12 protein-coding genes are annotated in these 12887 nt (G+C 67.7%); 4 read left to right on the plus strand and 8 right to left on the minus strand.

Features of this window, described 5'->3' with window-relative positions; genetic code table 11:
• Positions 1-187: 187 nt before the first annotated feature.
• Entirely contained in the window at positions 188-1297 is a 1110-nt protein-coding gene (locus tag HCU64_RS17455) for an OpgC family protein (RefSeq protein WP_233385423.1), read from the plus strand.
• Positions 1246-2166, plus strand: coding sequence for an SGNH/GDSL hydrolase family protein (locus tag HCU64_RS17460; protein ID WP_233385424.1), 921 nt, complete (start codon positions 1246-1248; stop codon positions 2164-2166). The genes HCU64_RS17455 and HCU64_RS17460 overlap by 52 nt, the downstream gene beginning before the upstream one ends.
• A 12-nt stretch (positions 2167-2178) precedes the next feature.
• Here HCU64_RS17460 and radA read toward each other — a convergent pair whose 3' ends face one another.
• The 3 genes from radA to HCU64_RS17475 all read right to left on the minus strand — a co-directional run bounded on the left by radA (position 2179) and on the right by HCU64_RS17475 (position 5362).
• Entirely contained in the window at positions 2179-3609 is a 1431-nt protein-coding gene (gene radA / locus HCU64_RS17465) for a DNA repair protein RadA (protein ID WP_233385425.1), read from the minus strand.
• Positions 3610-3728: 119 nt separating this feature from the next.
• A complete protein-coding gene (gene alr / locus HCU64_RS17470; RefSeq protein ID WP_233385508.1) occupies positions 3729-4823 on the minus strand; it encodes an alanine racemase in 1095 nt (364 codons plus the stop codon).
• A 176-nt stretch (positions 4824-4999) separates the two neighbouring features.
• Positions 5000-5362, minus strand: coding sequence for a hypothetical protein (locus HCU64_RS17475; protein WP_233385426.1), 363 nt, complete (start codon positions 5360-5362; stop codon positions 5000-5002).
• A 93-nt stretch (positions 5363-5455) separates the two neighbouring features.
• Between HCU64_RS17475 and HCU64_RS17480 the strand changes: the two genes are divergently transcribed.
• Positions 5456-6406, plus strand: coding sequence for a LysR family transcriptional regulator (locus tag HCU64_RS17480; protein ID WP_233385427.1), 951 nt, complete (start codon positions 5456-5458; stop codon positions 6404-6406).
• A 246-nt stretch (positions 6407-6652) separates the two neighbouring features.
• Here the strand turns inward: HCU64_RS17480 and HCU64_RS17485 are convergent, their stop codons facing one another.
• Positions 6653-7153 (minus strand): hypothetical protein, encoded by a 501-nt coding sequence (locus tag HCU64_RS17485; protein WP_233385428.1) that lies wholly within the window; start codon positions 7151-7153, stop codon positions 6653-6655.
• 200 nt (positions 7154-7353) lie between these two features.
• Positions 7354-7845 carry a hypothetical protein gene (locus HCU64_RS17490; protein ID WP_233385429.1) on the minus strand — a complete coding sequence of 164 codons (492 nt, stop codon included), beginning with the start codon at positions 7843-7845 and terminating at the stop codon, positions 7354-7356.
• Positions 7846-8261: 416 nt separating this feature from the next.
• On the opposite strand from HCU64_RS17490, the gene HCU64_RS17495 reads away from it, so the two are divergent.
• Entirely contained in the window at positions 8262-9380 is a 1119-nt protein-coding gene (locus HCU64_RS17495) for a metallophosphoesterase (protein ID WP_233385509.1), read from the plus strand.
• A 38-nt stretch (positions 9381-9418) separates the two neighbouring features.
• On the opposite strand, the gene HCU64_RS17500 is transcribed toward HCU64_RS17495, so the two are convergent.
• The 3 genes from HCU64_RS17500 to HCU64_RS17510 all read right to left on the minus strand — a co-directional run bounded on the left by HCU64_RS17500 (position 9419) and on the right by HCU64_RS17510 (position 12875).
• Positions 9419-10906 (minus strand): replicative DNA helicase, encoded by a 1488-nt coding sequence (locus HCU64_RS17500; RefSeq protein ID WP_233385431.1) that lies wholly within the window; start codon positions 10904-10906, stop codon positions 9419-9421.
• Between the two features lie 336 nt (positions 10907-11242).
• On the minus strand, positions 11243-11815 hold the full coding sequence (rplI, locus tag HCU64_RS17505; protein ID WP_233385433.1) for a 50S ribosomal protein L9: 573 nt from the start codon (positions 11813-11815) through the stop codon (positions 11243-11245).
• 28 nt (positions 11816-11843) lie between these two features.
• The gene (locus tag HCU64_RS17510; protein WP_233385434.1) at positions 11844-12875 is read right to left on the minus strand and encodes a DUF2232 domain-containing protein; all 1032 of its coding nucleotides are present in this window, start codon (positions 12873-12875) and stop codon (positions 11844-11846) included.
• Between the last annotated feature and the right edge of the window lie 12 nt (positions 12876-12887).

Below are 12887 nucleotides of genomic sequence, written 5' to 3' on the forward strand. Positions count from 1 at the left end.
GTCACTTTTGGGCAACGGTACATCTTAACATGTGACAGCCGCCGTTCGCATGCACGGGAACTGCGGCGGCGGTTCCACTTTCCAGAACGTGACAGGAGCCGTATCACGGCGCGCCTTCGTCTCGTGACATCCGTCCGCGCTCTCGTTTGAGCGTCATCATGCAACCTTCGCCGGAGTCGGGAGCCCGATGCGTGGACCGAACGCGATCGATTTCTGGCGCGGCTTCGCCCTCATCACGATCTTCGTCAACCACATCCCCGGCAACACCTTCGAGCGCTGGACCTATTCCCAGTACGGCATTTCGGATGCCGCCGAGCTTTTCGTGTTCCTCGCCGGCTGGTCGATCGGCATCGCCACGACGGACCGCGAAGGACGGCCCGAGCCGGCGCTGACCTCGATCCTGCGGCTGCTGTCGCGAACGGTCGAGGTCTATCGTGCGCAGGTGATCATCATGGTGCTGGCGCTCGCGATGATCGCGGGCACGGCGCTGTTGCTCGACAACCCGCTGATCCTCGAATGGCACAATGCCGGCGGCTTCTTCGCCGACCCGATCCAGTCGATGGTCGGCCTCGTGCTGCTGACCTACCAGCTCGGCTACTTCAACATCCTGCCGCTCTACGTCGTGCTGATCGCGGTGGCGCCGGTCTTCGTGCTGATGTCGCGGGTGAGCCGGGCCGGCGCGCTGTTCCTGTCCTTCAGCCTCTACGCGGCGAGCCTCGTCTTCGAGTGGGATGTCCCGTCCTGGCCGGGTGAGGGCGACTGGTTCTTCAACCCGTTCTGCTGGCAGTTGCTGCTCATGCTCGGCTATTGCCTGCAGGGCTGGAGCCGCGAGTGGCCGCGCTTCCGCGTCTGGTGCTTCCGACTGATGCCGCTCGGCATCGTCATCGTCGTCGTCGGGATCGTGCTGGCCGTCTTCGAGATCCGGCCCGATCCGCTGATGGTGCCGGAGCCACGCCTTATTTTTACCTTCGACAAAACCTACCTGTCGCCGGCACGGCTGATCCATTTCTGTGGTGTTCTCCTGGCCTTCCAGGCGGTCTACCGGTGGGTATCCCCCTGGATCGGGCCGATCGCGCGCTTCCTTGCAAGCCTCGGGCGGAACTCCCTCGCGGTCTTTTCGATGGGATCGCTTCTGAGCCTCGCCGCGCAGTTCGTGAGGTTTCAGTACGGTGGTGGTATATTCGTCGACGTTTCGGTCGTAGGCTCCGGCCTGTTCGCTCTGGGTTTCACTGCATGGTTCGTCGAATGGCGTTCCCGCAAGCCGAAGAAGGCGGCCGTCGCTCCTGCCGCGCCGTAGGTGTGGCCGCGCTCGGCCTCTTCCTCACCGTTTCGGCAGCCTCTGCCCTCGCCGAAGGCGCCGCGACCGTCGTGTCGCCGCCGCATCCGCCTGCGGCCGCCCCCGGCGCCGTGCCGATCGAGGGCGTCGACCTTAGCCTCTCGCCGGAATGCCGCGTTCCGGGCTCCAAGCTCTACACACTCGCCCGGCTCGCCGCCGTGAAGCATGCCCTCAAGGAGAAGCGCCCGGTGCGCGTGCTCTCCGTGGGCTCGTCCTCTTCAGGCCTCGGCGCCTCGGCCTCCTATCCCGTACGGCTCGAGAACGCCCTCGAGCGCTCGCTTCCCAACGTCGACGTCCAGATCGATTCGCGCGGGCTCTCCGGCGAGGTGGCGAGCGGCGCCGGCGAGCGGCTTCGCACCATGGTTGCCGAGGTCGAGCCGGATCTCGTTGTCTGGCAGGTCGGCACCAACGATGCGCTGGCGCGCGTGGATGCCGATGCCTTCGCCGATGCGCTGAAGGACACGGTGGAGTGGATCAAGTCGCACCATATCGATGTGGTGCTGATCGACCCGCTCTTCACTCAGAGCGTCGCCGAGGACGAGTCGTATAACGGGCTCGTACACAAGGTGCAGGACGTGGCGGTGGCGCAGGGCGTCCCGCTGGTGCGCCGCTACGAGGCGATGCGCTTCCTCTCCGCCAGCGCCGACAAGGGCAGCGAGACGCACATGCTCGGCCGGCACTTCCGGCTGAACGATCTCGGCCTGCGCTGCATGGCCGAGCACGTCACCCGCGCCATCACGCTGTCGCTGCTGCAGCCCGATCTCGCGGTTGCGCCGGCCGCTGAGCCGCAGGCGAAGACGACCGAGCCTGAGAAGCCGTCAGGGCACTGAGGCCAGCCTCTTTCAGTCGTCGTCGCTCGGCCAGTCCCGTGCCGCCTTGCGCCGGCCGCCGCGCGGCGCGCCGGAGGCGATGCCGGCGACGAGATCCGCGATGTGCCGCAGGGCCTCCGTCTGCATCCCACGCTCACCGACCTCGCTGCGGGCCTGGGGCATGACGGCCTTCGAGAAGCCGAGCTTCTCCGCCTCCTTCAGCCGCGCCACGGCCTGCGAAACCGGACGGACTGCGCCGGACAGCCCGAGCTCGCCGAAATAGACCGTCTCCGCGGGCAGGGCCGCGCCCGACATGGAGGAGACGAGGGCCGCCGCGACGGCAAGGTCGGCCGCGGGCTCGGTGATGCGCAGGCCTCCGGCGACATTGAGGTAGACATCATGCGCGCCGAGCCGGATGCCGCCATGGGCCTCCAGCACCGCAAGCACCATCGAGAGCCGGTTCGGGTCCCAGCCCACCACCGCGCGGCGCGGCATGCCGAGCGAGGAGGGCGCGACGAGCGCCTGGATTTCAACGAGAAGCGGACGCGTCCCCTCCATGCCGGCGAAGACGGCGGTGCCTGGCGCCGCATGGTCGCGCCCGGCGAGAAAGAGCGCGGAAGGGTTCGGCACCTCCGCGAGGCCGCCATCGGTCATTTCGAAGACGCCGATCTCGTCGGTCGGGCCGAAGCGATTTTTGACGGCGCGCAAAATCCGAAAGTGGTGGCCCTGGTCGCCCTCGAAGGAGGCGACCGCGTCGACCATGTGCTCGACGACGCGCGGGCCGGCGATCTGGCCGTCTTTGGTGACGTGGCCGACCAGGATCACCGCGGTGCCGGTCGTCTTGGCGAAGCGGATCAGGGCCTGGGCCGAGGAGCGCACCTGCGTGACCGTGCCGGGCGCGGATTCCACCGTCTCCGTCCACATGGTCTGGATCGAGTCGATGATGGCCAGCGCAGGCGGGCGCCCTTGAGAGAGCGTCTCGACGATGTCCTCGACATTGGTCTCGGCGGCGAGCTCGACCTCGCGGTCGGCGAGGCCAAGGCGCTCGGCCCGCAGCCGCACCTGGCCGACCGCCTCCTCGCCCGAAATGTAGACGACGCGCTCCTTGCGGAAGGCCATGGCGGCGCCGGCCTGCATCAGCAGGGTCGACTTGCCGATGCCGGGATCGCCGCCGATCAGGATCACCGAGCCGCGCACGAAGCCGCCGCCGGTGACCCGGTCGAGCTCGGCGATGCCCGAGGGCGTGCGCGGCGCCTCCTTGGCCTCCCCCGTCAGGCCTTCGAGCGGAAACACGCGGCCCCGCGCCCGGGAAGGGCGGGTCGCAACAGGGCCCGATGCGGGGCCGGTCGTGCCGGTTTCCTCGACGATCGTGTTCCAGCCGTTGCAGGCCTCGCAGCGTCCGCGCCAGCGATTGTAGACCGCCCCGCAGGACTGGCAGACGAAGGTCTGGTGGATCTTTGCCATCGACGATGCCGTGCGCGAGCGAGGGTTAGCCCACTCACACCCTCATCCTGAGGCGCGAAGCGGAGCGAAGCCTCGAAGCACCTCAGGATGAGGTGGTTGGGTGGAATGGGCGGCGAAGCTCAGCCGCCAGTATAGCTGCGAACATAACGAGAACCTAGACCCGTCAGGATCTCGTATCCGATGGTTCCTGCCGCTTCGCCGACCGTATCGACGTCGAGACCGTCGCCGATCAAGGTGGCCATGACACCGCGCCGGGCGCCGGGCGCGTCGGTGACGTCGAGGATGATCAGGTCCATCGAGATCAGGCCGAGGATCGGGCAGAGGACGCCACCGACCAAGGCGTGGCCGGTCTGGCTTCCCGAGCGCGGGTAGCCATCGGCATAACCCAGGGAGAGCGTTGCGAGGCGGCGGGGCGAAGGAGCCTGCCAGCGGCCATTATAGCCCGCAGTGTCGCCGGCTTCGACGTCGCGGATCTGCAGGATCGGCGATTCGAGCCGCACCACCGGACGCATCGGGTTTTCCGCGCGATAGGGCGTCGGGTTGCCGCCGAATAGCGCGTAGCCGGGCCGCAGCAACTCGTGATGGGCCGGGGCGCCGAGAAACACGCCGGAGGAATTGGCGAGCGAAGCCGGGATGCCGGGATGCGCCTGCCTCACCGCCGCGAAGGCCTCGATCTGGCGCGCGTTGATCGGCTCATCCGGTTTCTCGGCGCTGACGAGATGGCTCACGAGCAGGCGGATGCCGGCCCGGGCGAGAAGCGGATCGCCTGCCAGCGCCAGGGCCTCGGACATGTGCAGGCCGAGGCGGTTCATGCCGGTATCGACATGGAGCGCCGCTGGGAGAGCGCCGTCGGAGATGCCGGCCCATTCGGCCAACTCCTCTTGCGAGCCGAGCACCGGCATCAGGCGGTGTGCCGCGAAGCTCTTGCCGGCGCCCGGCGCGAGCCCGTTCAGAATGTAGATGTCGGCATCCGGAAGGCACTCCCGTGCGGCGAGCCCCTCTTCGAGATGTGCGACGAAGAAGGTGCGGCAGCCGGCCCGCGCCAGGGCCGGGGCAACGGCGGTGAGGCCACAGCCATAGGCGTCGGCCTTCACTACGGCGGAGCATTCGGCCCGCGGCGCTTGCGCCCCGAGGCGCCGCCAATTCGCGACGATCGCGTCGAGATCGATCGTGAGACGCGCGCCATGCGCGACGGCGGGAATTGCGGAGGGGATCGGGCTCTCCCAACGGCGAGGACGTCGCCCCGGAGGTATCGCCGTTGCGGTGCGATGTCATCCGCGAGTGGGCAGCTTCCGACAGGCGATCCCACCCAACAACCTCATCCTGAGGTGGTTTGGTGGGAAAGGTCGTCGCGAAGCGGACGGAAGGAGTGCCTTCCGCCCGCTCTTGCTTATTCGGCCGGCGCCGAGGTCCAACGGACGGCGGCCGCGGTCCGGGCACCGCCCTGACGGCCAACCTCACCGGGATTGGTGGCGAGGCCGAGGGTTTCGAGCGTCAGGGCGCCGACGCTGCCGGCATTGTGGATGACGGCCGAGGCCTGCTCGGCCGGCGTTGCCGTCCAGCGCACGGTGCCGGCGGTGGCAAAACCGCCCTGGCGGCCAACCTGCATCGCATTGACGGCGATGCCGCGGGTCTCGAAGGTCATCGCGCCGACCGTCTTGGCGCCCGCGGTTTCGTCGGCGAGGGCAGGGGTGGCGAGAGCGGCGAGGGCGATGGCGGCGGCAGTGGTGATGGTGGCGATACGGTTCGACATGGTGTGATCCTCAACGGGCCGGCGGGCTGTCCGCCGTTTCGTGAGCACAATCTGTTTGCGCTGCACCAATTAATCAAACAGATTGCATGCATAATGAGTATCGATCACATTCATCTTGCCAGGCTCGACCTGAACCTGCTCGTCGCCCTCGATGCTCTACTCACCGAGCGCAGCGTGACGAGAGCAGCGTCGCGGGTCGGCATCGGCCAGTCGGCGATGAGCCATGCGCTCGGTCGTTTGCGGACTGTCTTCCACGACGAGATCCTGACGCGGGCGCCGGAAGGCATGCGGCCGACGCCGCGCTCCCTGGCGCTGGTCCAGCCGGTGCGGGCGGCCCTGGCGCAGATCGAGGCGATCGTCGCGCCGCCCCAGGCCTTCGATCCGGCAACGGCGGACGTCACCTTCACCCTGGGCATCCCGGATTCGACCGAGGTCCTGCTCATGCCGCAGCTCGTGGCGCATCTGCGGGCGGTGGCGCCGGGGGTGAAGCTTCTGCTGCACACCGTCGACCGGCTGCGCATCCTGGAGGATCTCGATACCGGCCGGGTCGATCTCGGCATCGGCGTGTTCGAGCAGGGTCAGACCCACCACAAGAGGCGCGTGCTCTACCGGGAGAACTATCTCTGCGTGTTCAACGCCGATCTCGTCGGCGTAACGCCGCCGATCTCGCTCGAGGATTACGTGCGGCTGCCGCACCTGCTGACCAGCCTCGTCGAGACCCCGCATGGCGTGGTGGACGATGCGCTGGCCAAGATCGGCCTCACGCGTGTGATCGCGATGACCTCGCCGCGCTTCACCGTGATGCCGTTCGTGCTGCAGCAGGCTCCCGTGATCGCGACGATGCTTTCGCAGCTCGCCCGCTTCTTCGGCGACTCCATGGGGCTGACCGTGAGCCCGGCGCCGATCGCGCTGCCGGATATGGCGATCTCGATGATCTGGCACGCCTCGAACGACGAGGTGCCGGCGCAACGATGGCTGCGGGAAACGATCGTGCGATTGCAGCGGGAGGATCGCAGACCGATGCCGGCGTCCCAGCAGACCTGAGTCGCCGACACAGTGTCCCACGCAGAAAAAAGGCCGCCCTGTTGAGAGGGGCGGCCCGAAGTCTTGGGAGGAACGCAGCCTGGAGGGGCTGCAGGAACCGCGACGCCATCGCGATCCCGTCCCCAGCAAGATCGAGCGTTCTGGCCGCTTGTTCAAGCGGCGGAGGCTCGCTTTCGGCGCATAAGTGCGGTGGATCTTGCTGCGAGGTGCGCAACCGCACCATGGCTCGATAGCGAAGGGCCTCGATCAGGCGCCGGCTTCGGCGGGGCGCCGACGGCGGCGCAGGGTGCCGACGATCGCTCCGAGGATGATCGCGACGATGGCCCCGGCGCCGACGACGAGCGTGATCGTGCGGTTCCAGAGCTGGTTCAGGCCGAGATCCGTCGTCGCCAGCTCGGGATGCGCCGGATCCGCCATCACCGAGACGCTGTAATTGCCGACATGGACGTCCGTGAACACGTAGTTCACCCGATGCTCGATCCGTCCCTTCGGCGTCTGCAGGCCGATCGTGGCGTTGCAGATGTGGAAGACGAGCTTGCTCGTGCATTTGGCATCGCTCACGCGGCCATCCTCGACGATCCGCGCGCTTCCATGGACCTGCCAGTCCGTCATGAGCGCCGGCAGCGTGTAGACGGCGCTGGCGACCAGGATGCCGGCCAGGGCAACGAGCCCGACGATCGACCAGAGGATCTGCTTCCAGCCTCCCCCTTCGGATGGAGAAGGCGCGCGTTCGGTGGATGCGGTCATGGTGAGACTCTCTTCGATATGCGGCGGTGATGGGGATCAGGAACGGCTTGCCGGCATGCGTATCTGGCCGTCTCGCACCGTGCTGCCGGAGCGCAGCGGAGGCCTCGCGGGAAGGCGAGGATGGGGGAGCCGATCACATTCACGAGGAACGCCCCCCTTCCCAGAAGGGAGAGGGGCGCTCGGCTCGGCCGGGGTATGGATCAGAGGTTCTTTTCCAGAAGCTGCACGATGGCGTCGACGCGGGGCTTGAAGTCCTGCGTGTTCGCGAAGGGCCGCCAGTTCACGTCCAGTACGCCGCCGTCGAACTTCAGGCTGCCGAGGTAATTACTGGACGAGGTCTTCTCGTCGTAGCGCACGCGGATCGACTTGAGCTTGGCCTTGAGTGCCTGGCGGCCCATGTCGTCCTTGCCGACCTCCTTCAGGCCGGCCGCGAGCGGCTCGAAGATGGTTTTCCCGAAATAGCCGTCATCGGCGTAGTATTTCGCGTCGCCCGCCACGGCGAGCTGGTCCCAGTTCACCTCCACCGGCACGGCGAAGCCCGCCGCATCCTGAATCGCCTTGAGGAGCGCAGGGTATTTCTCCTGCTGGTAGGCCGTGATTGCCCGCCGTTCGCCGAGACCGCCCTCGGCGGCGGCTCCCGAGATCGTCGCGAGAACGATGGCGGCGCCGAGTAGGGTGCGTCGTGAGATCATGGTGGTCCTGTCTCGATTCGTTGGCTGAAGCCCGCTCGCCAGATCCCATAGGAGCGAAGCGCGACAGTTCTATCGCTCGTGACGAATGCTTCGGTGCGGGCTTGCACCTGCGGATCGCGACGCTGCGCAACTTGGACCGAGGTGTCTCGATACCGATAGAGACTTCGGCAGCCGGGCGGTTCTATTCGCCGAGGTCGCGTCCAAGCTCGATAAAGGCCTCCGGCACGCAGGGCCTCACCTTTGCGAGAGCGGCGCGCTTCGGTCTCGAAGAGCGCGCGGCGCCAGGATGGCAGCAGTCGCTCGGGCTACTGCTGTGGTGCGATGGCGCGTTGCATGCAGGGCGCCTAGCGACGGCATGAAGCCACGCTTAGCTAAGCAGCGGGCCGGGCCATCCGGCGCTGCGGCGGAGACCAGCCATCTTTCACCTGATCCTCGCGGCCCCGAGCCTGGTCGTCATCGCCCGCTGGCTCTGGCCGCTCTCGCTGCCGCTCTGGGGCACGGCCGCGATCGCGCTGCTGCTGCTCTTCGTGTCGCAATACCATGTCTGGAGCCGGCTCTCCTCCGGCTCGGTCTTCGCGCCGGAATTCCCGCGGCCCGTCGTGGTCCTGTTCAACTGGGGTTTCGGCGCGATCGTGCTGCTGGCCCTGCTCCAGATCCTGCTCGATCTCGGCTCCCTGCCGGTGATGCTGCTGCGGCAGAGTGCTGTCAGCATCCCGGACGGCCTGCGCTACGCGATCGCCTGTGTCGCGGCGCTGCTCGCGGCCTACGGTGTCGCGGGCGCCATGCGCGTGCCGCCGCTCAAGGACATCGAGGTCGCGATCCGCGATCTGCCGCCGGAGTTCGAGGGCTACCGGCTGCTGCACCTCACGGACCTTCACATCAGTCGCCTGTTTCCGGCGCGCTGGGCCAGCGCCATGGTCGAGCGGGCGAACGCCTCGGGTGTCGACCTGATCGTGGTGACGGGCGACTTCATCGACGGCTCGCTCGAGATGCGCCGCGCCGATGTCGAGCCTCTGCGCGATCTCCACGCGCCGGACGGCGTCTACGCGATCCCCGGCAACCACGAGTATTTCTTCGACTACGCCGCCTGGATGCGTCACCTCCGCGGCATGGGCATCCGCATGCTTGAGAACGCGCATGCCGTGCTCCAGCGGAGAGAGGCCCGGATCGTGCTGGCCGGCGTCACCGACCGGTCGGCGCGCGGGCACGGACAGCCCGGCCCCGACCTCGACGCGGCCCTGGCCGGCGCGCCGGAGGGTGCCCCCATCCTCCTGCTCGACCATCAGCCGGGCGGCGCGAGGGCTGCCGCCGCGCGCGGCATCGCGCTCCAGCTCTCAGGCCATACCCATGGCGGCATGAGTATCGGCCTCGACCGGCTCGTCGCGAACGGCAATGGCGGGTTCGTGTCGGGGCGCTACACGGTCGGAGGGATGACGCTCTACGTCAGCAACGGCACGGCCCTGTGGCCGGGCTTCGCGTTGCGCTTCGGCCGGCCGTCCGAGCTGACGCGGATCACGCTGCGCGGGGCGCCGTGAGGGGGATGGGTTGGAGGAGTAGGCGTCGCGAGTAGCGGCTACATCCGCTCCGGCATCCGCTCGTCGCTGGCAAGATTCGAGAACCGCGTGATGTTCGCGTCGAAGGCCAGTTCCACCGTGCCGGTGGGGCCGTGGCGCTGCTTGCCCAGGATGACCTCGGCCTTGCCGTGGACGCGGTTCATCTCCGCCTCCCAGGCGAAGAACTCTTCGGTACCCTCGCGGGGCTTCTTGTTGTTCACGTAGTACTCTTCGCGGAACACGAACATCACCACGTCGGCGTCCTGTTCGATCGAGCCGGATTCGCGCAGATCCGAGAGCTGCGGGCGCTTGTCGTCACGGTTCTCGACCTGACGGGAGAGCTGCGAGAGCGCGATGATCGGTACCGAGAGTTCCTTGGCCAGCGCCTTCATGCCGGTGGTGATCTCGGTCATCTCCTGCACGCGGTTGTCGCTGCGCTTGCCGGAGCCGGCCAGCAGCTGCAGGTAGTCGACGATCAGCACGTCGAGGCCCTTCTGGCGCTTCAGGCGGCGGGCGCGGGCGGCGAGCTGGGCGATGGAGATGCCACCGGATTGGTCGATGTAGAACGGGATCGTCTGCATGTCCCGGGCGGCATCGGTGATCTTGTAAAAGTCTTCCGGACGGATGTCGCCGCGGCGGATCTTGTAGGAGGGCACGCCGGATTGCTCGGCGATGATACGGGTCGCCAATTGCTCGGCCGACATTTCGAGCGAGAAGAACCCGACGATGCCGCCGTTCTTGGTCTTGATCGTGCCGTCCGTCTGCTTCTCGCCCTGGTACGCCTTGGCGATGTTGAAGCCGATATTGGTGACGAGCGAGGTCTTGCCCATGGCCGGGCGTCCCGCGAGGATGATCAGGTCCGAGGGCTGCAGGCCGCCCATCTTGGCGTCGAGGTCAGACAGCCCGGTGGCGATGCCCGAGAGCTTGCCCTCGCGCTGATAGGCCTTGGCCGCCATGTCGACGGCGGCGGTGAGCGCGTCCGAAAACTTCTGGAAGCCGCCATCGTATTTGCCGGCTTCGGCCAGTTCGTAGAGCCGACGCTCGGTCTCCTCGATCTGGTCGCGCGGCGCCGACTCGACCGGGGCCTCGTAGGCGCCGTTGACCAGGTCCTCGCCGATGGTGATCAGCCGGCGGCGGATGGCGAGATCGTAGATGGTGCGGCCGTAATCGGCGGCGTTGAACACGGTGGTCGCCTCGGCCGCGAGCCGGGCGAGATAGGCCATCACCGTGATGCCGCCGAGATCGGCGTCGCCAAGATACGTCTTCAATGTGATCGGCGTGGCGAGCTTGCCGGCCTTGATCAGCGAGGAAGCGGTCTCAAAGATCCGGCGGTGCACCTCCTCCATGAAGTGCTCGGGGAGCAGGAAGTCCGAGACGCGGTAATAGGCGTCGTTGTTCACCAGGATGGCGCCGATCAGTGCTTGCTCGGCATCGATGTTGTGAGGCGCGACGCGATACTCGGCCTGCACCGCGTCGAGATTCGCCACGAGGGCGTTCGGCAGGGCCATGGGCGTCAGCTCCGAATCGTCCGGGCCCGGCCACCGTCGCCGGGCGAGACCTCATGCATGATGGCCTCGGACTCGTGACCATCCTCTTAGCCGGCATCTCCCGCAGCCACTATCGCAGGGACGCATCAGCCGGCCGATACTGGCATGCTGGAAGCCGGTGACCGAGAGTCAAGCGTGGCGGGACGATACTCCCCGTTCTGCCCGGTTGGCGGGGTGGCGTGCTCCGTGTCTCGGCGTTGATAGCGCGGAGCAGAGTCGGGCACGACCCGCACAAACGAAAAAGGCCGAGCCCGGAGGCTCGGCCTTGTCCCTGCGGAAACCAGCAGGACGCTGCGATCAGCCGCGGTCGTCGGCGCCTTCGCCGGCATCGGCGAGCGCCTGGCCGACTTCGAGGCCGAGGTCGTCGAGGTTGAAGGTCTCGCGCTCGATCACGGTCTCACCGCGCGCCTGGCGCTCGGCTTCCTCGGGAGAACGGGCGACGTTGACGGTCACGGTGACCTCGACCTCGGGGTGCAGCGTCACCGGCACGTTGTGCAGGCCGAGCGTCTTGATCGGCTGGTTGAGCACGAACTGCTCGCGGCCGACGGTGAAGCCTTCCTTGGTGACCACCTCGGCGAGGTCGCGGGTCGAGACCGAGCCGTAGAGCACGCCGGATTCGCCCGACTGGCGGATCAGCACGAAGCTCTGGCCGTCGAGCTTCTCGGAGACGGCCTCGGCTTCCTTGCGGCGATCGAGGTTGCGGGCCTCGAGCTGGGCGCGCTGGGCCTCGAAGTGCTTCTTGTTGGCCTCGGTGGCGCGCAGGGCCTTGCCGCGGGCGAGCAGGAAGTTGCGGGCGTAGCCGGGGCGCACGTTCACGGTCTCGCCCATCTGGCCGAGCTTGGCGACGCGTTCGAGGAGGATGACGTCCATGGTGTAAGTCCTTCTTTCGGTTGGATGTCTAGAGAGGTCGAGGGCCGCCGGGCGGCCCCGCTTGGGGCACGCGCCGGGCGAGCGCCGTATCGGCGATGCCGAACAGGGTCAGGGCGACGAAGGCGAGGCCCTGCGTGATGAAGAGAACCATGTAGAGGCCGAAGAGCAGCGCTCCGCGCGCCGGCCGGCCCCGGCTCCGATCGTGGAAGGCTGCAAGGCCCTGCAGCGCGAAGGCCGCGCTCAGCGAGCCTATCAGCGCGACGCCGAGCACGCCGGCATAGCCCGGCGCCAGTGCGAGCGCGACGGCGACGGCCAGCATGATCAGGGCGTTGCGCGGCATCTGGGTGGAGGGGATGTCCGGCCAGGGCCTGATCAGCCGGCCCGAGATCTTCACGATGCGCGCGGCGAGCCAGAGGTAGAAGGTCAGCAGGACCGTCAGGCCCTGCGCGGCGAGGGCGGGGGCGATCACGGAGAGCGCGTCGGCGACCTCCTCCTGCAGTTCCTGCGGCTTGGCGTCCTTGGCGGAATCCTGGGACGGGGCAGGGGTCTGCTCGGCGGGTTTGGGCGCGTCCTTCGGCGGAGGCGTCGGCAGGCCGCCGCGCCCTTGCATCTGCATCTGGACGACCTTCTTGGCCATCCCGCCGATCTGCGTGCGGAAGGTGTCGTAGTTCGGCGCGGCGATCACGGCGATGGCGACGAAGGCAAGCGCAGCGGTGCCGGCCACCCAGGCCAGCAGGCGCCCGACGGGATACCATTCGAGGCTGCCATCCTCGTTCGGCCGTCCGAGCAGCGCGAGATAGGCGAGCCACCAGGCGGGAACGGCGAGATAGACCGCGAAGCCGATGCCGAGATAGGGCGAGAAGGCGAGGGCGAGCGCGAGGCTGCCGGCCACGACGGCGGCGAGCGCCGCCTTATGGCTCCAGCCCAGCCCGACGATGAGGATCGGCAGGGGGGCGAGCAGGTAGAGCACGATGGCGAGCGGCGTCGCCTTGAGCAGCATCCCGAAGAGGAGCGCCGAGACGAGGCCGGCGAGGACGCCGATGCCGAGATTCTGAGCCATTGACCTTGCGCT

The organism is Methylobacterium sp. C25 (assembly GCF_021352225.1).
In the GTDB taxonomy this organism is placed as follows: domain Bacteria; phylum Pseudomonadota; class Alphaproteobacteria; order Rhizobiales; family Beijerinckiaceae; genus Methylobacterium.

Coding starts and splice junctions, on each gene's coding strand:
- HCU64_RS17480 (WP_233385427.1), top strand. CDS start 5,456: ATGAGTATCGATCACATTCATCTTGCCAGGCTCGACCTGAACCTGCTC.
- HCU64_RS17460 (WP_233385424.1), top strand. CDS start 1,246: ATGGCGTTCCCGCAAGCCGAAGAAGGCGGCCGTCGCTCCTGCCGCGCC.
- HCU64_RS17485 (WP_233385428.1), bottom strand. CDS start 7,153: ATGACCGCATCCACCGAACGCGCGCCTTCTCCATCCGAAGGGGGAGGC.
- HCU64_RS17510 (WP_233385434.1), bottom strand. CDS start 12,875: ATGGCTCAGAATCTCGGCATCGGCGTCCTCGCCGGCCTCGTCTCGGCG.
- HCU64_RS17455 (WP_233385423.1), top strand. CDS start 188: ATGCGTGGACCGAACGCGATCGATTTCTGGCGCGGCTTCGCCCTCATC.
- HCU64_RS17500 (WP_233385431.1), bottom strand. CDS start 10,906: ATGGCCCTGCCGAACGCCCTCGTGGCGAATCTCGACGCGGTGCAGGCC.
- HCU64_RS17490 (WP_233385429.1), bottom strand. CDS start 7,845: ATGATCTCACGACGCACCCTACTCGGCGCCGCCATCGTTCTCGCGACG.
- HCU64_RS17475 (WP_233385426.1), bottom strand. CDS start 5,362: ATGTCGAACCGTATCGCCACCATCACCACTGCCGCCGCCATCGCCCTC.
- rplI (WP_233385433.1), bottom strand. CDS start 11,815: ATGGACGTCATCCTCCTCGAACGCGTCGCCAAGCTCGGCCAGATGGGC.
- radA (WP_233385425.1), bottom strand. CDS start 3,609: ATGGCAAAGATCCACCAGACCTTCGTCTGCCAGTCCTGCGGGGCGGTC.